We start from the raw sequence: 20,267 nt of genomic DNA on the forward strand, positions 1-20,267 counted from the left end.
ACGGCGCGGATAGGGCCTTCGATACTGAAGGTCAACCGCGCCGTTCGACTATCACGGCGCCGGTTCTTCTCGACAATCGATGAGCGAGGACCCGCCATGACGCAGCAAACCGCAGAGCCGATCCGCTTCGCCTATTGGGTGCCGAACGTCTCCGGCGGCCTCGTCGTCAGCAAGATCCCCCAGCGCACGTCCTGGGACGCTGATTACAACCGCGACCTGGCGCGGATCGCCGAGCGGGCGGGCTTCGATTACGCGCTGACGCAAATCCGTTTCACCGCCGGCTACGGCGCCGAGTACCAGCACGAATCGGTCGCCTTCAGCCACGCCCTGCTCGCCGCCACGACCAAGCTGAACGTCATCGCGGCGCTCCTGCCCGGGCCGTGGAACCCGACGCTGGCGGCCAAGCAAGTGGCGACGATCTCGCAGCTCACCGGTGGGCGCATCGCCGTCAACATCGTCAGCGGCTGGTTCTCGGGCGAATTCCGGGCGATCGGCGAGCCCTGGCTCGACCACGACGAGCGCTACCGCCGCTCGGAGGAATTCATCCGCAGCTTGCGCGGGATCTGGACGGAGGACAACTTCACCTTCCGGGGCGACTTCTACCGCTACAGCAACTACACCCTGAAGCCGAAACCGGCCGAGCCCCTGCCGGAGATCTTCCAGGGCGGCTCCTCGCGGGCGGCGCGGGACATGGCGGCCCGGGTCTCCGACTGGTACTTCACCAACGGCAACACGCCGGAGAACATCCGCCTCCAGGTCGACGATATCCGCCACAAGGCTGAAGCCGAGGGGCGGCACGTCAAGATCGGCGTCAACGCCTTCGTGATCGCCCGCGACACCGAGGCGGAGGCCCGCGCCGTCCTGAAGGACATCATCGACCAGGCCGATCCGGACGCGGTGCGCGCCTTCGGCCACGAGGTGAAGAATGCCGGCGCGGCCTCGCCGGAGCGCCAGGGCAACTGGGCGAATTCCACCTTCGAGGACCTGGTGCAGTACAATGACGGCTTTCGCACCGACCTGATCGGCACGCCGGACCAGATCGCCGAGCGCATCCTCGCGCTCAAGGATGCGGGCGCCGACCTCGCGCTGCTCGGCTTCCTGCATTTCCAGGAAGAAGTGAAGTATTTCGGCGAACAGGTGATCCCGCGGGTGCGGGCACTGGAGGCGGCGCGGGCCGAGCGCAAGGAGGCGGCCTGACGCGCGCGACCAGGCCCCGGATGAATCGCAATTTAATCGACCCGGTGCGTCGATGACCTGATCATGGCAGCCCACGCCACGGCTGCCGAGACCATGACCCTTCTTCGCTCCTGCACGACGGCGCTTCTTGTCTCCCTCGCCGCCGTGCAGGCCCTCGCGGGGGAGATGAGCCGGACGCGGACGCTGACCGAGCCGGTCTATGTCCGGCCGATCTACGGGACCTACCGCCAGTGCGGCGGCGCCTGCCTCAAGAGCGGTAGCCTGTCGTGGTTCTGCGGCGCGCGCCAGCAATGCAGCCTCGATTGCGCGATCGCCCCGCCTGTCCGCCGCTGCGCCTCGCCATAGATCGGGAGAGATGACGCGAGGAGGCCGGGCATGACGAAGGCGCGGAAGGAGGTCGCGAAGAAGCAATCGACGAAGAAGGAATGGACCTGGACGAGCGCCGGACCGATCCACGCCTTCCTCGCCTGTCAGGGTCAGGACGGAAGCGGACGCACTCTGTCGGACGTGCTGGCTTTCGATGATGCGCGCCTGGATCGCGAGCACGATTTCATCCAGTGGCTGTTCCCGCTGCGCGAGCCGAGCCGGGCAGTCCCAGGGTCGCCGGTGCTCGGGGACGCGGAGGCCGAGGCAATCCGGAGCGATTCCCTGGCTCAGTCCGGCCTGCTTGCCGCCAGGGTCCGGATGGTGCGCTTCTATGTTCAGACCAAGGGATGGCTGACGGCCTTCGACCACAACCACCTGCGCATCACCCGCATCCTCACATCCCTGCGCGACCTCGTCGGGCCGGGTGAAGCCAGGGCTTTCTACGAGGATGTTCTCACCCTCGACCGGCTGGCAGGCTCCCCGGTGAACCCGGAGAGCCTCGAATATTGGCGGAAAGCGGTGGAAGGTTAGAAGAACGCCTGCAGCCCGGTCTGCGCCCGGCCCAGGATCAGGGCGTGGACGTCGTGGGTGCCCTCGTAGGTGTTCACCGTCTCGAGGTTCTGGGCGTGGCGCATCACGTGGTACTCGCCCATGATACCGTTGCCGCCGTGCATGTCGCGCGCCTCGCGGGCGATCGCCAGCGCCTTGCCGCAATTGTTGCGCTTGACCAGCGAGATCATCTCCGGCGCCATCCGGCCCTCGTCGAACAGCCGCCCCACCCGCAACGAGCCCTGGAGGCCCAGCGCGATCTCGGTCTGCATGTCGGCGAGCTTCTTCTGCACCAGCTGGGTCTGGGCCAGCGGCCGGTTGAACTGCTTGCGGTCGAGCGTGTATTGCCGCGCCCGATGCCAGCAATCCTCGGCCGCGCCGAGCGCCCCCCAGGAGATGCCGTAGCGCGCCCGGTTGAGGCAGCCGAACGGACCTTTGAGCCCCGAGACGTTGGGCAGGAGCGCGCTCTCCGGCACCTCGACGCCGTCCATCACGATCTCGCCGGTGATCGAGGCGCGCAACGAGAGCTTGCCCTTGATCTGCGGCGCCGAGAGCCCCTTCATCCCCTTCTCCAGGATGAAGCCGCGGATCTGGTTGTCGTGGGCGGGCGACTTCGCCCAGACCACGAACACGTCGGCGATGGGAGCGTTCGAAATCCAGGTCTTGGCGCCCGACAGGCGGTAGCCGCCGTCGATCTTGTCGGCCCGGGTCTTCATGCCGGCCGGATCGGAACCGGCATCCGGCTCGGTCAGGCCGAAGCAGCCGACGAACTCTCCGGAGGCGAGCTTCGGCAGGTACTTCTTGCGCTGGTTCTCGTCGCCATAGGCGTAGATCGGGTACATGACGAGCGACGACTGCACGCTCATCATCGAGCGGTAGCCGGAATCGATCCGCTCGACCTCGCGGGCGACGAGGCCGTAGGCGACGTAAGACGCGCCGGCGCAGCCGTATTCCTCCGGCAGGGTGACGCCGAGGAGGCCCAGCTCGCCCATGGCGTTGAACAGCGAACGGTCGGTCTTCTCCTCGGCATAGGCCTCGACGATGCCGGGCAGCAGGCGCTCCTGGGCGAAGCTGCGGGCCGAGTCGCGGATCAGGCGCTCGTCGTCGGTGAGCTGGTCGTCGAGCAGGAAGGGGTCGTCCCACCGGAACGCGCCGCGGGTCCCTTCATGGGGCTTCACCGGGCTGAGGTTGGTCTGGGTGGCGACCGCGGCGGACGGGGCGTTCATGCATTTCCTCCTTGCATTTCGGCCGGGACGTTACCCCGGGCGTGCCGGCTTCGCCAGGATGCGAAATCGCATTCCGCACGCGCCAGCCATGCAGGCGGCAGACGCCGCGGGAAGCGCGCTACTTGATCGGCTGCTTGTCGAGCTTGCGGGCGAGCGTCCGCCGATGCATCCCGAGCCTGCGCGCCGTCTCCGAGATGTTGAAGTCGGTCTCGACCAGGGTCTGGTGGATGCGCTCCCATTCGAGCGTCTTGATCGAGGTCGGCCGGCCGTCGAGGGACACGTCGACGTCGCCCGCCGCCTTGGAGAAGGCCGCCTCGATGTCGTCGGTGTTGGCGGGCTTGGCGAGATAATGGCAGGCGCCGAGCTTGATCGCCTCGACGGCGGTGGCGATGCTGGCATAGCCGGTCAGCACCACCGTCAGGATGCCGGGATCGTGGTCGTGGAGCGCCTTGACGCAGGCGAGCCCCGATTCGCCGTTGAGCTTCAGGTCGACGACGGCGTAGGCCGGGGTTCGCTCGGCGAGCAGCGCTTCCAGGGCGCTGAGGCCGGTGAGGCTCACGACGGTATAGCCGCGCCGCTCGAGGGAGCGGGTCAGGGTGGCGGCGAAGCGTTCGTCGTCCTCGACGATGACGAGCAGGCGGTCGTCGTCGGCCATCTCACACCGTCAGGCCGGAGAGCGGCAGGCTGATGGTCACGACGGCGCCTCCATAGCTGCGGTTGCGGGCCTCCACCGTGCCGCCGAGCTTGCGCACGACGTTGACGACGAGGAACAGCCCGAGCCCGCCGCCGAGGCGGCCCTTGCTCGATGTATAGGGCTGGCCGAGCCGCGCCAGCATCTCGGGCGCGAAACCCGGGCCGCGATCGGTGACGGAGAGCCGCAGGGTGTCGCCGTCGCGCCAGGCGGCCAGCTCGACGAAGTTGGGCGACAGCTCCAGCGCGTTGTCGAGGACGTTGAACAGCACCTGCTTGAGCGCGGTGTCGGAGACGATCTCCTGGTCCTCGCCGAACTCGTCGCGGACCTCCAGGCAGAAGCAGGATCGCATCCGGCGCCAGTCGCCGACGAGCTCAGTCACGAAGCCGCGCACGGTGGTGAGGTGCGGCGCCTCCCCGCGGGCGGCGCCGGCGGCGAGCAGGATGCCGGTGACGATCGCCTTGCAGCGCCCCACCGCCTCCTGCATCTCCTCGATCTCGCGGGCGATGTCGGGCGAGGCGGTGAGTTCCGGCATCCGGCGCCAGTCGCCGAGGATCACCGAGAGCGAGGAGAGCGGCGTGCCGAGCTCGTGCGCCGCGCCCGAGGCGAGGAGTCCCATGCGGACGATGTGGTCCTCCTCCGCCGCGCGCTGGCGTAAGGAGGCGAGTCGGGCATCCTGCCGGCGCAGGTTGCGCGAGATCCGGGTGACGAAGACCGCGATCAGGGCGGCATCGATGACGAACGCCACCAGCATGCCGACGAGGTAGAGCCGGAACAGCTCGCCGCTGTCGTCGTCCGGCGGCAGAACCAGCGGCCGGTAGGCCAGCATCAGCAGGCCGAGCGCCGCGGTGGTGACGGCGACGAGGCCGATCGTCGCCCGGCTGCTGAGCAGCACCGCCGCGAGCGTGAGCTGGAGCAGGAACAGCGAGGTGAACGGGTTGGTGGCACCACCGCTCAAGGAGAGCTGCACCGTGAGCGCCACGACGTCGAGGAGGAGGGCGACGAACAGCGCGCCCTCGCTCACGGTGCCGCTGCGGGCGATCCAGGCCAGGCTGACGAGGTTGAGGATGACGAGCCCGGCCAGCACCACCGCCATGGGCCCGAGCGGCAGCGCGATGCCGAGGCCCGCTTGCGCCACCGCGATGGTGACGACCTGGCCCGCCACCGCGATCCAGCGCAGTTGCACCAGGAGCAGGAGGTTCTGACGCCCGCCGTCATGGTCCTCGGGCGTGCCGGGATCGCCGAGGCCCGCCAGGGTGCCGATGCCGAGGCGCCGCGCCGCTCGCCCCACGGCCTCGCGGGCGGTCCGGTGCAGGGCGGCCCAGTCGGTCATGCCGTCAGCTCTCCGGGGACGGGATCGGCCCCCGCAGGCTCAATGCCCGCTCCCCGCCGGCAGGGCGCGGTAGAACGCGACCACGTCGCGGTAATCCTGGTCGACCGGCGTGACCGGCACGGCGAGGCGCAAGGAGAGGCCCGCAAGGCCGGTGAGCAGGGCGAGGACGAGGCAGGCGCGCAGCGACATCGGCGGGCGGTGCCAGAAACGCCGCCGCGCGTAAAGCCGGGGCGGCGGAAACGGGTACGGCCGGGCCGTTCACGGCTTCGAGCGGAGCGAGGGGGCGGAGCTCAACCCGAAGTCGCGGCCGGCCCGGCCGCATGCCCAGAACCTACCGGAGGAGTGATGAATGTCAACATTCGTCACTCGCCACCGCTCCGTGTGCGTCGCCCGATGTGCGCCAGCGCACAAAGTCGTTCCGGCCTCGAATCCGCCCGAGATCTTGCGTTCAAGGAGGCGCCGCTGCGGGAGCCTTCGATCGTGAGTGCGACCATGAAGCCTTTCGCAGAGATCGCCGCGGCGACGCTGCGGCGGCTGCGGCCTAAGCAGACTTGCGTTGGCAAGCCAACGCTTCGTCCGCTTGGGTTGTTGAATTATCGCAGATTTTTGTCGCAAAACCGGCCGCCACTTTTGCGAAATCTGCTTAGTGTCTTGCCGCTGCCCCTGTCCTTCGTGCTCCTGGCCCTGGCGGGCGGGCCGGCCCCGGCCGAGGAGGCCGGCCTCGCTGCGCTGGAGACCCGCTGGCACGATTGCGTGCGGCAGGCCTTCGGCGGCCAGGCCTTCGGGATGGAGCGGCGGGCGGCGCAGAGGGCCGCGCTCGCCGCCTGCAAGCCGCACGAGGACGCCTATGTCCGCGCGATGCTGGCGGCCCAGGAGGCCGAGGCGCGGGCGCGCACGACCCGCAGCGTCGTCGCCCGGGCGCGGGACTGGGCGATCGGCGCGGCGGGCTCGGCGCGGGCGGCCCTTGGCGGGGTGATGGACCGTCTGCGCTGGTGAACCGTGGCGCTTCCGTCCCGTTGGAGACCATGACAGCCAGGAGACCCGACATGACGACCGCCCCACGCACGCTTCTCGGCGCCCTGCCTCTCGCCCTCGTGCTGATGGCCGTGCCCGCGCTCGCGCAGCAGCAGCAGCAGCAGCAGCAGCGTCCGGCCGCCCCCGATCCGGCGGCGGGATTCCTGACCCGGCCGGAGCCCGGCTTCGTGCGGGCCTCGAAGCTCGTCGGCGTCAAGGTGATCGGCATGGACCACGTCCGGGTCGGCGAGATCGAGGACGTGCTCCTCACCGAGGACGGGCGGGTGCGGGCGGTGGTGATCGGCGTCGGCGGCTTCCTCGGCATCGGCCAGAAATCCGTGGCGGTGCCGTTCGACACGATGGCCTGGAACACCGGCGCCGCCGCCGCCGAGGCCCCGCCCTCCTTCACCACGCCCGGCCGCGCGCCGAGCGACGCGGCTGCCGATACCGCCGGTCCGGAGACGATGCCGGGTGCCAAGGTGACCGACCGGGCTTTGGCCGCCGTGCCGGAGAAGCGCAGCGGCACCGTCGACGACGCCACCGGCTCGGTCGCGGCGCCCGCGCCGCGGGGCCGCGCCACGGTGCTGGCGACCGGGCCCGACGGCACGGTGGCCGAGGCCGAGGTGCGGCTGACGAAGGCCGAACTCCAGGCCGCGCCGGCCTTCAAGTACGAGGCCGCCCGCTGAGCACGCCGTCCTTACGCTGGCGCCCTTTACGGGTGCCGGACCTCGCCGCCGCCTCGTCCATCGCCGCCCGCATCCATCCGGATTACCCGGAGGACGACGCGGTGATGGTCGAGCGCCTGCGCCTGTGCCCGGAGGGCTGCTTCGCGCTGGCCGCCGGGGATCGATTGCTGGGCTACGCCGTCGGCCATCCCTGGCGGGCGCGCTCGGTGCCGGACCTCGACACGCTCCTCGGTGCCCTGCCCGAGCCGGCGGGCGCCTGGTGCATCCACGACGTGGCGCTGCTGCCCGAGGCCAGGGGCCGCGGCGCCGCCTCCGACCTCGTCGGGCTGATGCGGGAGGAAGCCCGGCGGCGCGCCTTGCCCGGAATGGTGCTTGTCGCGGTCGGGAACGCCGCCGGCTTCTGGCACCGCCACGGCTTCCGGCCGATCCCGGAGGCGCCGCCCCCCGGCTACGGTGCGGGTGCGGCCCTGATGGTGCGGGACGTGTAATATAAATTCCGCCGCTCCGCCCCCGAACCAATGAAGCGCGGGGTCCCCTCTCCCGTGTGGGAGAGAGGTAGGGGTGAGGGTGATACGCTTCAATGTAAATCTCAAGGCGTCACGCTGCCCGCACTACGGTCCGATTTTTATCGCGGAAGCGTGTCATCCTCACCCCCGGCTCCTCTCCCACACGGGAGAGAGGAGACGCGTTCCATTGTTTACTGAACAGACCGATCGGCAATCGCATGACAACTTGGCCACCTCGGCATGAGGCGGGCGGGCGCGCCGGTTGCAGAGCTGTGACATTCGGCCTTTCTCGCACCCGCGGCATCTGGCCGAGGCCGGGCGCTGCGCCACCTAATCCCGCATCGTACCGAACTGAGCCGCGACGGCATGACGAGGACGGCGTGCAGAGCGTGATTCCCGCCTCAAGTCATGACGCGTCGGCCTCCCCCCGGACTGGAGCCTGACGTCGTGCGCCAGCTCTTCGCGCCGGGCGCGGATGCCCTCCTGCGCCTTGCGCTCCTCACCTTTGCGGCCTGCCTGGCGGCGCTTCCGGTAGTGGGGGCGGGGCTGGTGCGCTCGTCCTACGTCACCGGCGTGGGGGTGGCGCCGGCCCAGCCGGTGCCGTTCAGCCACAAGCACCATGCGGGCGAATTGAAGATCGACTGCCGCTACTGCCACACGACCGTGGAAACCCAGGCCACCGCCGGCCTGCCGCCGACCCAGACCTGCATGACCTGCCACAGCCAGATCTGGTCCGGCTCGGACATGCTGGAACCGGTGCGGGCGAGCTACGCCAAGGATCAGCCCCTGGTCTGGACCCGCCTGAACAAGCTGCCGGGCTACGTCTACTACAATCACGCCGTCCACGTGACCAACGGCATCGGCTGTTCGACCTGCCACGGCAGCGTCACCGACATGCAGCTCACCTACCGGGCCAACGCCTTCGAGATGAGCTTCTGCCTCGATTGCCACCGCAACCCCGAGAAATACGTGCGGCCGAAGGACCAGATCCTCAACATGACCTGGAGCCCGCCGGCGAACCAGGCCACGCTCGGGCCGGATCTGGTGCGCCAGTACCATATCCGCGGCGGCGAGCGCCTGACCGAATGCGGGATCTGCCACCGATGACAGACGACATCGGCGCGCTCCGCGCCCGCCTCGCCGCCGGCGACGGCCCGGCCTTCTGGCGCAGCCTCGACGCGGTGGCGGATTCGCCCGAGTTCCGGGCCTTCCTCGACACCGAGTACCCGGCCGCCGCGCGGCTCGCCGCCGCTCCCGACCGGCGCGGCTTCCTCAAGCTGATGGCCGCCTCCTTCGCGATGAGCGGATTGGCCGCCTGCGGCCAGCCGGACGGGCGCACCAAGGAGATTCCGTATGTCCGCCAGCCCGAGCGGATCATCCCGGGCGCGCCCCTCGCCTATGCCTCGGCGGCGCTGATCGACGGCTTCGCCAACGGCATCACCGTCACCACCCGCAACGGCCGGCCGCTCAAGATCGAGGGCAATGCCGAGCATCCCTGGAGCCGCGGCGGCACCGACGTGTTCGCCCAATCCTCGGTGCTCGGGCTCTACGATCCGTTCCGGCTCCAGACCCCGCAGCATCTCGGCCGGCCGAGTTCCTGGCAGGCCTTCCGCGCCGCCATGACCGGGCGCTTCGCGGCGCTCAAGGCCAGTGAGGGCGGGCGCGGCCTCCACCTCGTCACCGGGCCGGTGACCTCGCCCTCGCTCGCCGCGCAAATCGCCGCGATGCGCCGGGATTTTCCGGCGATGCGCTGGCACGTCTCGGCCCCGGTCGGGCGGGACGCGCTCTACGAGGGCACGCGCCGGGCCTATGGCCGGCCGCTCGAGACCCGCTGGCGCTTCGACCAGGCGAGGGTCGTCGTCTCGCTCGACGGCGACGTGCTCGATCCCGGGCCGGGCCAGGTCGGGCAGGCGCGGGACTGGATCGAGGCCCGCCGCAAGGCCGCCGGCGAGGGGCGGCTCGTCGCCCTCCACCATGCCGGCCCGAGCCCGAACCTGACCTCGGCCAAGGCCGATGCCCCCCTCGTCATCGGCTCCGACGGCCTCGACGCCCTCGTCCGCGACCTCCTCGCCGAGGCCGGGGGCGGCACGGCGGAGGATCGCGGCGGCCCGGCCGCCGCATGGCGCCAAAAGGCCTTCGCGGCGCTGAACGCGGCCCGCGGCAACGGAATCGTGCTCGCCGGAGCACAGGCCGGGCCGGAACTGCTGGCCCAGGTCCATCGCCTCAACGCGACTTTGGGCAATACCGGCCGGACCGTGTTCCACACCGCGCCGGTGCCGGTCCTCGATCCCGAGCCCCTGTCGGCCCTCACCGAGGCGATGGGCCGGGGCGAGGTGCGGATCCTGGTGATGCTCGACGTCAACCCGGTCTACGAGGCGCCGGGCGATCTCGGCTTCCTCGACGCCATGGCGCGGGTGCCGCTCAAGATCCATGCCGGGCTCTACCAGGACGAGACCGCGTTCCACTGCGACTGGAACCTGCCGCTCGCCCATCCGCTCGAAGCCTGGGGCGACGCCCGCTCCCTCGACGGGACGGTGACGCTGATCCAGCCGACGATCCGGCCGCTCTATGACGGCCGCTCGGGTCCGGAGATCCTGTCGATCCTGACCGATGCCGAGGCGAAGGACGGCGCCGCCCTGTTCGACGCACATTGGCGCTCGTCCGGCGAGTCCGAGGCCGCCTGGACCGCCCGGCGCGAGGCCTTCCTGCAGGCGGGCTTCCTGGAGAACAGCGCGCTCCCGCCCGAGACCGTCGGCGCAGCCCTGCCCGCCACCGCAGCGGCGCCCCGCCCCGCCCCCTCCCCTGCCGGCCCGGCAAGGCGGGTCGAGGTACTGTTCCGGCCCGACGCGACGGTGTGGGACGGGAGCCTCGCCAATCTCGCCTGGCTGCAGGAGCTGCCCAAGCCCCTGACCAAGGTGGTGTGGGGCAACGTGATCGCGGTGAGTCCCGCCCTCGCCGAGCGCGAGGAACTTCGCCAGGGCGACGTCGTGACCCTGGAGGCCGAGGGGCGGCGGATCGAGGGGCCGGCCTGGATCCAGCCCGGCCAGGCCGACGACGCCGTCACGGTCTTCCTCGGCTACGGCCGGCGGATCCCCGAGCAGCTGGCGGACGGGATCGGCTACGACGCCTCGCCCCTGCGCGCCAGCGCCACGCCCTGGCGTCTCGCCGAGGCGACCCTGGCGAAGACCGGCCGCAGGGCGCCGCCGGTCACCACCCAGAACCATGGCACGATGGAGGGGCACGACTTCGTCCGCGTCCAGGCCGTGGGCAGCACCACTCCCGTCGCCTCCCGCGCGGCCCTGCCCTCGCTCTATCCCCCGGCCCCGACCTCAGCCGGAGGGCGCTACGATCACGAGCGCGCCTGGGGCATGGTGATCGACCTCGATGCCTGCATCGGCTGCAATGCCTGCGTCACCGCCTGCCAGTCCGAGAACAACATCCCGGTCGTCGGCAAGGAGCAGGTGGGCTTAGGCCGCTGGCTGCACTGGCTCAGGATCGACCGCTACTACGAGGGCGGGCTCGACGCCCCCAAAACCCACTTCATGCCGGTGCCCTGCATGCATTGCGAGCAGGCGCCCTGCGAGGTCGGCTGCCCGGTGGAGGCGACAATCCACGACCGCGAGGGCTTGAACCTCATGGTCTACAATCGCTGCGTCGGAACGCGGGCCTGCTCCAGCTACTGCCCCTACAAGGTCCGGCGGTTCAACTACCTCGACTATTCCGGCGACGTGGCGCCGGTGCAGCAGCAGCAGCGCAACCCGGAGGTCACCGTCCGGGCCCGCGGCGTGATGGAGAAATGCACCTACTGCGTCCAGCGCATCGCCGCGGCGCGGATCGACTCGACGAAGAGCGACCACGCCCCGATCCCCGACGGCGCGGTCGAGACCGCCTGTCAGGGCGCTTGCCCGACCCGGGCCATCACCTTCGGGGATTTGCGCGATTCCGGCAGCCGGGTCGCCGCGGCCGCCGCCGATCCGCGCAATTACGGGCTGCTCGCCGAACTCAACACCAAGCCGCGCACCACCTACCTCGCCCGGTTGGTCGAGGACGCCGCCGTCAAGCCCGGGAGCGCCCTGTGAGCGGGACGGTCACATCCCTGCCGGCCCGGGCCGGCCTCCTCGGCAAGGGCGAGGATTTCGCCTCGATCGGCCGCGCCGTCACCGGCGCCCCGGCCCGCACCCGCTCGCGGGCCTGGTGGATCGCCTTCGCGGGGGCCTGCGGGCTTCTCGGCGTCTTCGCCGTCACCCTCGCCTGGCTGCTCATCAACGGCGTCGGCATCTGGCACAACAACAACCCGGTCGTCTGGGCGCTCGACATCGTCGCCTACGATTGGTGGATCGGCATCGCCTGCGGGGCGCTCCTCACCTCCGCCACCCTGCGGCTCACCGGCGCGGCGTGGCGCTCAGGGCTGGACCGCATCGCCGAGACCACGGCGATCCTGGCGGCGGCGGCGGCAGCCCTCTACCCGATCATCCATCTCGGGCGCCCCTGGGTGTTCTACTGGACCCTGCCCTACCCCAACACCCTGGCGCTGTGGCCGCAATTCCGCTCACCGCTGGTCTGGGACGCGGTCGACATCATCAGTTTTCTCGGGGTCTGCCTCTCGCTCTGGTATGTCGGCCTCCTGCCCGACTTCGCCACGCTCCGTGACCGCGCCTTTGAGGCGGCGCTCACGGAATCCGACGAGCGCGGCCGAACCCGGCGGCTGACGCTCCTGAAGGCGCAGGCCTACGGCATCCTGGCGCTCGGCTGGCGCGGGGCCTCGACCCATTGGGAGCGCTGGCTGATGGCCACCCGCACCCTGTCGGCGCTGGCCCTCGTCCTCGTCGTCTCTCTCCAGACCGGGGCCTCGGTGATGCTCTCCGGCACCGTGCTGCCGGGCTGGCACGACACGCTGCTGCCGGTGAGCTTCCTCGCCGCCTCCTTGCTCGCGGGCGTCGGGGTCACCGCAGCCCTCTCCGTGCTGGTGCGCCGGGCGCTCCACCTCGACGCGCTCATCACCGAACGGCACGTCGCGCTCATGGCCCGCCTGATGCTGGGTCTCGGCCTCGCCTCGGCCTATTGCTATGCCACCGAGATCTTCTCGAGCCTGCTCCACGGCGATGCCTACGACCGGGCGGTGCTGGTCCGCCGGCTCTCGGGCTCGCATGCCTGGGCGTTCTGGATCATCGTGGTCCTCGCCCTCATGCCGGTGCAGCTGTTCTGGTTCTCCGGTTTTCGCCGCTCCGGCCTCGTCGTGGCGCTGGTCGGCGTGGCGGCGGCCATCGGCAGCTTCGGCGATCATTTCATGCTGCTGATCGTGACGCTGAGCCACGATTTCCTGCCCTCCTCGGCCCATCCCTATTCCATCGGCGCCTGGGGCCTCGCCACGCTCGCCGGCACGATCGGGCTGTTCCTCGCCCTGCTGCTGCTGGCTTTACGCACCCTGCCGATGGTCTCGATCGCCGAGACGCGGCGCTTCGCCGAGAGCCACCCGGACGGGCGCCCGAGCGGCGAGCGGGCACCGACCCTCGCGGAGACGGACAGCGCACGGCTCTGGGGCGTCAGCGCCGAATTCGACGATTCTGGTGCCCTCGCGGCGGCGATCGAGGCCCTGAAGCAGCGCGATTTCGGCGCCCGGGTCGAGACCTACGGGCCGGTGCCGATGCGCCGCGCCGCCGAGACTCTGGGGCGACCGGCCGGGATCCTGCCGCTCCTCGCCCTCGGCGCGGCGCTGGGCGGGGGCATCGCCTTCATGGCCATGTGCCTCTACGCCACCGGCTTCGACTACGTGTTCGATGTCGGCGGCCGTCCCCGCTTCTCCTGGCAGGCCTTTTTGGTGCCGAGCGTGTCGTTCGGCACGCTCTGCGGCGGGCTGACGGCCTTGCTGGCGCTGCTGTTCCAGAACCGCCTGCCGCGGCTCAACCACCCGGCCTTCGCGATCCCGGGGTTTTCCCGCGCCAGCGAGGACCGCTTCTTCCTCGCGCTGGAGGCGGCGGGCCCGCGCTTCGATCCGGCCCGGATCGAGCAGGCCCTGGCGCGGCTGCCGCAGGGCCGGCCACTGATGGTCCGGAGGGTGCCGCTGTGAAGCGTCTCGCGCTCCTTCTTCCGCTGGCGCTCGTATCCTGCGACCAGGCCGACATGGTGAGCCAGCCCAAATCCAGGACCTGGGACGCGAACCCGTTCTTCCCGCAGAACCAGACGATGCGCCAGCCGGTGCCCGGCACCGTGCCGCGCAACAGCCCGGACCGGCCGGTGCCCCAGCCGGCCGCCGCGACGCCCGCCCTGCTGGCGCGGGGCCAGGAACGCTACGACGTGTTCTGCACCCCCTGCCACGGCGGCGCCGGCCACGGCGACGGGCTGATCGTGCAGCGCGGCTATCCCCGCCCGCCCGCCTTCGACGACGCCCGTCTGCGCGCGGCCCCGGCCCGACATTTTTATGACGTGATCACGAACGGCAAAGGCACCATGCTGCCTTATGCGCCGCAGGTGCCGTCGGCCGACCGCTGGGCGATCGTGGCGTATATCCGCGCCCTGCAACTGAGCCAGGGCGCGACGCCGGCGAGCCTGCCGGCGGAGGATCAGGCCGCTCTCGCGGCGGCGAGCCGGACCAGCCCGGGGGGCACACGATGAACCGTCGCCCGATCTCCCTCGCCCTCGGCATCGCGGCGCTCGCGGCCTGCGCGTTCGCCGGTGCGACCGGCAGCCCGGTGATGCCGTCCTACCTCGCCGCCTGGCTGGTGCTGGTGGCCCTGCCGGTCGGCGCGCTGCCGCTGCTGATGGGGCTCGAACTCGCGGGCTTCGCCGCAGGTCCCATGGCCGCGTCGTTACGCCGCCTGCTCGGGCTCCTCCCCATCGCCGGCCTGCTGCTGCTGCCGGTGCTCTTGAGCCTCAACGGCCTCTACCCCTGGGACCGCGGCGTGCCGCCGCGCACGCCGTTCGCGGCCGTCTGGTTCACGCCGCTCCTCTTCATCCTGCGCAGCCTCGCCTATCTGGCGGTCTGGCTCTGGCTCGCCAACACCTTCCGCCGCCCGGCCGCCGAGCCCGGAAGCCCCGCGGCGGACAAGCGCCGGAGCCGCGCCATCCTCGGCCTGATCCTCACCACGATCACCGGCACGCTGGCGGCGGAGGATTGGGTGCAATCGGCCGATCCGGGCCTGGCCTCGACCGCCTTCGGCCTCCTGGTGATGACGATCCAGGCGGGGCTCGCCCTCTCGGCGGCGGCCCTGATCGCGGCACGCGATTCCTCCGGCCGGCCCGGCCGCGACCAGCGCACCGCCGCCGCCTTCGCCGACCCGATCCTGGTGCTGCTGGCGATCTGGGGCTTCGTCCATGCGTGCCAGTATCTCACCGTGTGGTCGGCGAACCTCCCCGACGAGGCGCGCTGGTACCTCGCCCGGGACGGGGCGCTCGGCCGCCTCGGCGTCTGGGCCGGGATCGGCGTGATGGTGCTGGCGGTCCTGGTCCTGATCCCGCGCCGGACCGCCGGCCGCCCGGCGCTCCTCGCCGGCATCGCCCTGCTGATCCTGCTGCTCCACGGCGCCGAGATCTTCTGGCTCGTCACGCCGGGCTTCCGCGGCGCCTTCCGCTTCACCTGGGCCGACGCGCTGGCGCTCGTCGGGGTGGTGGGCGTCGCCGGCGGCCTCTACGGCCCGGTCGATCGCCGCCTGCGGGGGCAGGTCTCGTGAGCGGCATCACCCGGCCCGGCCCCTTCGCCCTGCTCTCGGCCGTCGCGGCGGCGGGGATCCTGCGCCTCTCCGGCATGAAGCCCGCCGCGCCGCCCGAGCCCGATCAGGGCCCGCACAACCCGGAAGGGTTCGAGGAGGAGGATGTCGATGTCCGCCGCACCACCGTCGTGGTGGCGGGGCTCGCCGGCTCGGTCGCCCTGGCGATCGGCGCGGTCGGGCTGATGATGCACCTGTTCGGCGTCTGGCATGTCGGCGCTACCCCGCCCCTGACGCCGCAGCAGACCGCCAAGGTGCAGCCGCCGCCACCGAACCTCCAGGGGGCTCCCTACGAGGACCTCGCCCGCCAGGAGGCGCGGGACAAGGCGCAGCTCACCACCTACGCGGCCCTGCCCGACGGGCGGGCCCGCATCCCGGTCGCGCGGGCGATGCAGCTGATCGCCGGCAAATCCCTCGATCCGTCCCCCCTCGATCCGGTCCCGCCCGCCGGCGGAGCCCCCGTTCGATGAACCCGACCGACCTCGCGCTCCAGCTCTGGCCGGCCGCCGCCTCCGCCACCGCGGTCGAGACCGACTGGCTGATCCTCGCCTTCACGGTCCTGACCCTGCTGCTCACGGTGCCGGTCTTCGTCGCCATCACCTGGTTTGCGATCCGCTACCGCCAGGGCGAGGAGGCCGACCGCAGCCACGGCAACGTCCGCAGCGTGCTGATCGAGATCAGCTGGATGCTGATCCCGTTCCTGCTCACCCTGATCTTCTTCGTCTGGGGCGCCCGGCTGTTCTTCATCTCGAAGCAGGTGCCGGGCGATGCCATGGTGGTCGAGGCGATCGGCCGGCAATGGATGTGGAAGTTCCAGCACCCGACCGGGCAATCCGAGATCAACGACCTGCACCTTCCGATCGGCCAGCCGATCAAGATCCGGATGATCAGCCAGGACGTGATCCACAACCTCTACCTGCCGGCCCTGCGGATGCAGATGGCGACCCTGCCCGACCGCTACACCGAATTGTGGTTCAAGGCCGACCGCACCGGCAGCTACCGGCTGTACTGCTCGGAATATTGCGGCACCGACCATTCGAAGATGGACGGGACGCTGACCCTAATGACCCAGGCCGACTACGCCGCCTGGCTCCAGAATGCCGGCGCCCAGCAGGGCGGCCAGGCCGGGGCCGGCCGCGTCGTCTACGAATCCTATGGCTGCGGCGCATGCCACGATCCCGGCGCCAAGGTCCGGGCGCCGTCGCTCGCCGGCCTCTACGGGCGCGAGGTCAGGCTCGCCGACGGCCGCACGGTCACCGCCGACGAGACGTATCTCCGCGACAAGATCCTCAACCCGAACCGGCAGAAGCTCGCCGCCGACTACAAGCAGGTCATGCCGGCCTTCCGCAACGTGATCCCGCCCGACGACCTCGACCGTCTCGTCTCGTACCTGAAGAGCACGGGGGCGACGGCCCAGCAGGAAGCCCAGCCATGAGCATCATTCGATGACGAGCGGCACCATCACCGACGGGCCGGCCCTGCGCGACCCCCACACCCCGGATTCCCGCATCGGCCACGGGGCCGATTACCTCCATGCCGAGCACACCCTGCGCTCGTGGTTCTTCACCACCGACCACAAGCGCATCGCGCTTTTGTATCTCGCCAGCATCACCGCCTTCTTCGTCATCGGCGCGGTGACGGCGGGGCTGGTGCGCCTGGCCCTCGTCGTCCCCGACGGGCAGGTCTTCACCAACGACACCTACAACAAGCTGTTCACGATCCACGGGGTCGTGATGGTGTGGTTCTTCCTGATCCCCTCGATCCCCGCCACCTTCGGCAACTTCCTGATCCCGCTGATGATCGGGGCGCGGGACCTCGCCTTCCCGAAGCTGAACCTCGCCTCCTGGTACGTGTTCATGACCGGCGCCCTGTTCACGCTGGCGAGCGTGGTCTTAGGGGGCGTCGATACCGGCTGGACCTTCTACACCCCGCTCTCCACCGCCTTCTCGAACACCTGGGTGGTGCCCGCCCTCATCGGCGTCACGATCGTCGGCTTCTCGTCGATCCTGACCGGCCTCAACTTCGTGGTGACGATCCACACCATGCGGGCACCGGGCATGACCTGGTTCCGGCTGCCGATCTTCGTCTGGACCCACTACGCCACCAGCCTGATTTTTTTGCTCGCCACCCCGGTCATCACCGTGGCGCTGATCCTGCTCATCGCCGAGCGGGCCTTCCATATCGGGGTGTTCGATCCGGCCTATGGCGGCGATCCGGTGCTGTTCCAGCACCTGTTCTGGTTCTACTCGCACCCGGCGGTCTACATCATGGTCCTGCCGGGGATGGGGGTGATCTCCGAGATCGTCCCGGCCTTCGCCCAGAAGAAGCTGTTCGGCTACAAGTTCGTCGCCTACGCGGCGATCGGGCTCGCCTCGGTGACCTTCTTCGTCTGGGGCCACCACATGTTCGTCAACGGGCAGAGCGATTTCGCCAGCGTGGCGTTCTCGGTGCTCAGCTTCGCGGTGGCGGTGCCGTCCGCGGTCAAGGTCTACAACTGGACCGCGACGATCCACAAGGGCTCGCTCAAGCTCGACACGCCGATGCTCTACGCCATGGGCTATATCGGGCTGTTCGTGCTCGGCGGCCTGACGGGTCTCTATCTGGCGACGCTCGCCATCAACCAGCATGTCCACGCCACCTACTTCGTCGTGGCGCATTTCCACTACATCATGGTCGGCGGCACGGTGCTGGCGTTCCTCGGCGGATTGCATTTCTGGTGGCCGAAGATCACCGGGCGGATGTATATCGAGGCCTGGGGCCGGATCTCCGCCTTCCTGATCTTCATCGGCTTCAACGTCACCTTCTTCCCGCAATTCATCCTCGGCTATCTCGGAATGCCGCGGCGCTACCACGTCTATCCGCCGGAATTCCAATTCCTCAACATCCTGTCCTCGGCGGGATCGACCATCCTGGCCGTCGGCTACCTCTTCCCGATGGTCTATCTCGTCTACTCGATCTGGTTCGGGAAGCGGGCGCCGGCCAACCCTTGGGACGCCAAGGGCCTGGAATGGACCGTGCCCTCGCCGCCCCCGGCCCACAACTTCCTCACCGAGCCGGTGGCCCCGAAGGTGCCCTACGACTACCCGCTCCAGGCCCGCGAGACCGGGAGGCAGCACTCGTGAGCGCAGGCGCGACCGACACCGCGGTGGGCGTCAAGCTCGTCTCGCATTTCGCGACCGTCGAGCAGCAGAAGCGCGCCGCCGTGCTCGGCATGTGGGCCTGGCTGCTGACCGAGCTCCTGCTCTTCGCCGGGCTGTTCCTCACCGCGCTGATCCTGCGCATCCTCCACCCCGAGGCGGTGCAGGCGGCGGCGCGCCATCTCAAGTTCTGGATCGGCGCCACCAACACCGTGGTGCTGATCGGCTCCAGCCTGACCATGTCGGGGGCGATCCAGCTCTCGCGGCTCGGCTGGCAGCGCGGCATGGTGCGGTTCATGCTCGCGACCGCGGCGCTCGGCACGCTGTTCCTCGTGCTCAAGGGCTACGAGTACTACGCCGATTACCACGAGCACATGATGCCGTTCCTGTCCGACCGGCCCTACGAACTGAAGGATTCACCGCCCTCGCGGCTGTTCGTGAACCTCTACTACGTCGCGACCTCGCTGCACGGCCTCCACCTGATGACCGGCATCACCATCCTGCTGGTGATGACCCGGCAGGCGAGCCGGCCGGGCTTCCTGAGCGTGCATCAGAACCGGATCGAGATCTTCGGGCTCTACTGGCACTTCATCGACCTGATCTGGATCCTCGCCTTCCCGATCCTCTACGTGGTCAACCGGTAGGAGGCGCGCCCATGTTCGGCACGAGCGACGAGCGCCGCATCCTCTGGCGGCACATGCGCGAGCCGGTCCTGACGGCGGGCGCGCTCCTGACGATGCTCGGGATCAACGTGGGATTGGGCGCCACCCTCCCCTTCCCGCATGTCTGGATCGTCGAGCTTCTGGTGGCGAGCGCCATGGTGGTGACGATCCTCATGTTCTCGATGGAGGTCCGCCACGAGCCGCCGCTGGTGAAGCTGTTTGCCGGCATCGGCTTCTTCTGGGTCGGGATCCTGTTCACGATGACGCTGGTTGATTACCTCTCCCGAGGGTAAGCCCGTTCACTCCCCGCTCACCGATCGGGCCCTATAACCGTCGCCATGTGCGAATTGCTCGGCATGAGCGCCAACGTCCCGACCGATATCCGCTTCAGCTTCGCGGGCCTGGCGCGCCGCGGGGGCGAGACCGGGCCGCATCAGGACGGCTGGGGCATCTCGTTCTACGAAGGCCGTGGGAGCCGCAGCTTCCACGACCCGGAGCCGAGCGCCCGCTCGGAGATCGCCCGGCTCTTGCGGCAATACCCGATCAAGAGCCGGATCGTGATCGCCCATGTCCGCCGGGCCAATCGCGGCCGGGTGTCGCTCGAGAACACCCATCCGTTCAGCCGCGAATTGTGGGGCCGCACCTTCACCTTCGCGCATAACGGCCAGTTGAAGGGCGTGAAGCGCCTGACGCTCGGCCGCTTCAAGCCCGTCGGCACCACCGACAGCGAGCACGCCTTCTGCTGGATGCTGGGCAGGCTCGAGGAACGCTGGGGCAGCCTGCCGAAGCCCACCCGCCTCGACGGGGCGGTGCGGGAGCTCTGCGCCGAGTTGCACGGGCTCGGGGTGTTCAACATGCTGCTCTCCGACAGCCGCACCCTCTATGCCCATTGCGGCAAGCGCCTCTGCACCCTGACCCGGCGGGCGCCGTTCGGCACCGCCACGCTGATCGACGAGGATTGGCGGGTGGATTTCGCGCAGGAGACCACGCCCGACGACATCGTGACCGTGGTGGCGACCCGGCCGCTGACCCGCGACGAGAACTGGACCGACCTCGCCCCCGGCGAGGTGCTGGCCTTCCGCCTCGGCGTGCCGGACGGGGACGAGAATGCGGCCGGCGCCGGGGGCTGAGCCTGCGCCGGTGGTGACGATGGTCGTGACGATGTTCGTGACGATATTCGTGTCTTGCCGCCCCTAT

General features: G+C 70.0%; 21 protein-coding genes. 17 read left to right on the top strand and 4 right to left on the bottom strand.

All coding sequences use genetic code 11. From position 1 onward, the window contains the following. Positions 1-96: 96 nt before the first annotated feature. From sfnG to HBB12_RS23550, 3 genes are all read left to right on the top strand, one after another. Positions 97-1,197: a dimethylsulfone monooxygenase SfnG gene (gene sfnG / locus HBB12_RS23540; RefSeq protein WP_236991579.1), complete on the top strand. Its 1,101-nt coding sequence runs from the start codon at positions 97-99 to the stop codon at positions 1,195-1,197. A gap of 63 nt (positions 1,198-1,260) precedes the next feature. Then, positions 1,261-1,542 carry a hypothetical protein gene (locus HBB12_RS23545; protein ID WP_236991580.1) on the top strand — a complete coding sequence of 94 codons (282 nt, stop codon included), beginning with the start codon at positions 1,261-1,263 and terminating at the stop codon, positions 1,540-1,542. A gap of 30 nt (positions 1,543-1,572) precedes the next feature. After that, on the top strand, positions 1,573-2,094 hold the full coding sequence (locus tag HBB12_RS23550; RefSeq protein WP_236991581.1) for an opioid growth factor receptor-related protein: 522 nt from the start codon (positions 1,573-1,575) through the stop codon (positions 2,092-2,094). On the opposite strand, the gene HBB12_RS23555 is transcribed toward HBB12_RS23550, so the two are convergent. The 4 genes from HBB12_RS23555 to HBB12_RS23570 all read right to left on the bottom strand — a co-directional run bounded on the left by HBB12_RS23555 (position 2,091) and on the right by HBB12_RS23570 (position 5,551). Beyond that, the gene (locus tag HBB12_RS23555; protein WP_236991582.1) at positions 2,091-3,338 is read right to left on the bottom strand and encodes an acyl-CoA dehydrogenase; all 1,248 of its coding nucleotides are present in this window, start codon (positions 3,336-3,338) and stop codon (positions 2,091-2,093) included. The two genes, HBB12_RS23550 and HBB12_RS23555, sit on opposite strands and share 4 nt — an antisense overlap. 118 nt (positions 3,339-3,456) lie before the next feature. Next, positions 3,457-3,993: a response regulator transcription factor gene (locus HBB12_RS23560; RefSeq protein WP_236991583.1), complete on the bottom strand. Its 537-nt coding sequence runs from the start codon at positions 3,991-3,993 to the stop codon at positions 3,457-3,459. Between the two features lies 1 nt (position 3,994). After that, positions 3,995-5,362, bottom strand: coding sequence for an ATP-binding protein (locus HBB12_RS23565; RefSeq protein WP_236991584.1), 1,368 nt, complete (start codon positions 5,360-5,362; stop codon positions 3,995-3,997). Positions 5,363-5,401: 39 nt separating this feature from the next. Then, entirely contained in the window at positions 5,402-5,551 is a 150-nt protein-coding gene (locus HBB12_RS23570; RefSeq protein ID WP_236991585.1) for a hypothetical protein, read from the bottom strand. A gap of 462 nt (positions 5,552-6,013) precedes the next feature. Between HBB12_RS23570 and HBB12_RS23575 the strand changes: the two genes are divergently transcribed. From HBB12_RS23575 to HBB12_RS23640, 14 genes are all read left to right on the top strand, one after another. Further along, the gene (locus HBB12_RS23575; protein WP_236991586.1) at positions 6,014-6,358 is read left to right on the top strand and encodes a hypothetical protein; all 345 of its coding nucleotides are present in this window, start codon (positions 6,014-6,016) and stop codon (positions 6,356-6,358) included. Positions 6,359-6,408: 50 nt separating this feature from the next. Continuing rightward, on the top strand, positions 6,409-7,062 hold the full coding sequence (locus HBB12_RS23580; protein ID WP_236991587.1) for a PRC-barrel domain-containing protein: 654 nt from the start codon (positions 6,409-6,411) through the stop codon (positions 7,060-7,062). Between the two features lie 32 nt (positions 7,063-7,094). Then, on the top strand, positions 7,095-7,550 hold the full coding sequence (locus HBB12_RS23585) for a GNAT family N-acetyltransferase (protein WP_236991588.1): 456 nt from the start codon (positions 7,095-7,097) through the stop codon (positions 7,548-7,550). A gap of 465 nt (positions 7,551-8,015) precedes the next feature. After that, positions 8,016-8,675: a cytochrome c3 family protein gene (locus tag HBB12_RS23590; RefSeq protein ID WP_236991589.1), complete on the top strand. Its 660-nt coding sequence runs from the start codon at positions 8,016-8,018 to the stop codon at positions 8,673-8,675. Beyond that, complete coding sequence (locus HBB12_RS23595; protein WP_236991590.1) at positions 8,672-11,647, top strand: TAT-variant-translocated molybdopterin oxidoreductase; 2,976 nt, start codon at positions 8,672-8,674, stop codon at positions 11,645-11,647. Before HBB12_RS23590 ends, HBB12_RS23595 begins: the two co-directional genes overlap by 4 nt. Further along, positions 11,644-13,635, top strand: coding sequence for a quinol:electron acceptor oxidoreductase subunit ActD (locus tag HBB12_RS23600; RefSeq protein ID WP_236991591.1), 1,992 nt, complete (start codon positions 11,644-11,646; stop codon positions 13,633-13,635). The genes HBB12_RS23595 and HBB12_RS23600 overlap by 4 nt, the downstream gene beginning before the upstream one ends. 53 nt (positions 13,636-13,688) lie before the next feature. Further along, the gene (locus tag HBB12_RS23605) at positions 13,689-14,180 is read left to right on the top strand and encodes a c-type cytochrome (protein WP_236992871.1); all 492 of its coding nucleotides are present in this window, start codon (positions 13,689-13,691) and stop codon (positions 14,178-14,180) included. After that, a complete protein-coding gene (locus tag HBB12_RS23610) occupies positions 14,177-15,235 on the top strand; it encodes a hypothetical protein (protein WP_236991592.1) in 1,059 nt (352 codons plus the stop codon). The genes HBB12_RS23605 and HBB12_RS23610 overlap by 4 nt, the downstream gene beginning before the upstream one ends. Next, complete coding sequence (locus tag HBB12_RS23615; protein ID WP_236991593.1) at positions 15,232-15,741, top strand: hypothetical protein; 510 nt, start codon at positions 15,232-15,234, stop codon at positions 15,739-15,741. Before HBB12_RS23610 ends, HBB12_RS23615 begins: the two co-directional genes overlap by 4 nt. Further along, the gene (gene coxB, locus HBB12_RS23620; RefSeq protein WP_236991594.1) at positions 15,738-16,706 is read left to right on the top strand and encodes a cytochrome c oxidase subunit II; all 969 of its coding nucleotides are present in this window, start codon (positions 15,738-15,740) and stop codon (positions 16,704-16,706) included. Before HBB12_RS23615 ends, coxB begins: the two co-directional genes overlap by 4 nt. Before the next feature lie 10 nt (positions 16,707-16,716). Further along, entirely contained in the window at positions 16,717-18,393 is a 1,677-nt protein-coding gene (locus HBB12_RS23625) for a cytochrome c oxidase subunit I (protein ID WP_236991595.1), read from the top strand. After that, positions 18,390-19,052 (top strand): cytochrome c oxidase subunit 3, encoded by a 663-nt coding sequence (locus HBB12_RS23630; protein ID WP_236991596.1) that lies wholly within the window; start codon positions 18,390-18,392, stop codon positions 19,050-19,052. The genes HBB12_RS23625 and HBB12_RS23630 overlap by 4 nt, the downstream gene beginning before the upstream one ends. An 11-nt stretch (positions 19,053-19,063) precedes the next feature. Further along, positions 19,064-19,363: a cytochrome C oxidase subunit IV family protein gene (locus tag HBB12_RS23635; protein ID WP_236991597.1), complete on the top strand. Its 300-nt coding sequence runs from the start codon at positions 19,064-19,066 to the stop codon at positions 19,361-19,363. A gap of 45 nt (positions 19,364-19,408) precedes the next feature. Then, the gene (locus HBB12_RS23640) at positions 19,409-20,200 is read left to right on the top strand and encodes a class II glutamine amidotransferase (RefSeq protein WP_236991598.1); all 792 of its coding nucleotides are present in this window, start codon (positions 19,409-19,411) and stop codon (positions 20,198-20,200) included. Positions 20,201-20,267 lie beyond the last annotated feature (67 nt).

The organism is Methylobacterium sp. SyP6R (assembly GCF_019216885.1).
Lineage (GTDB): Bacteria > Pseudomonadota > Alphaproteobacteria > Rhizobiales > Beijerinckiaceae > Methylobacterium.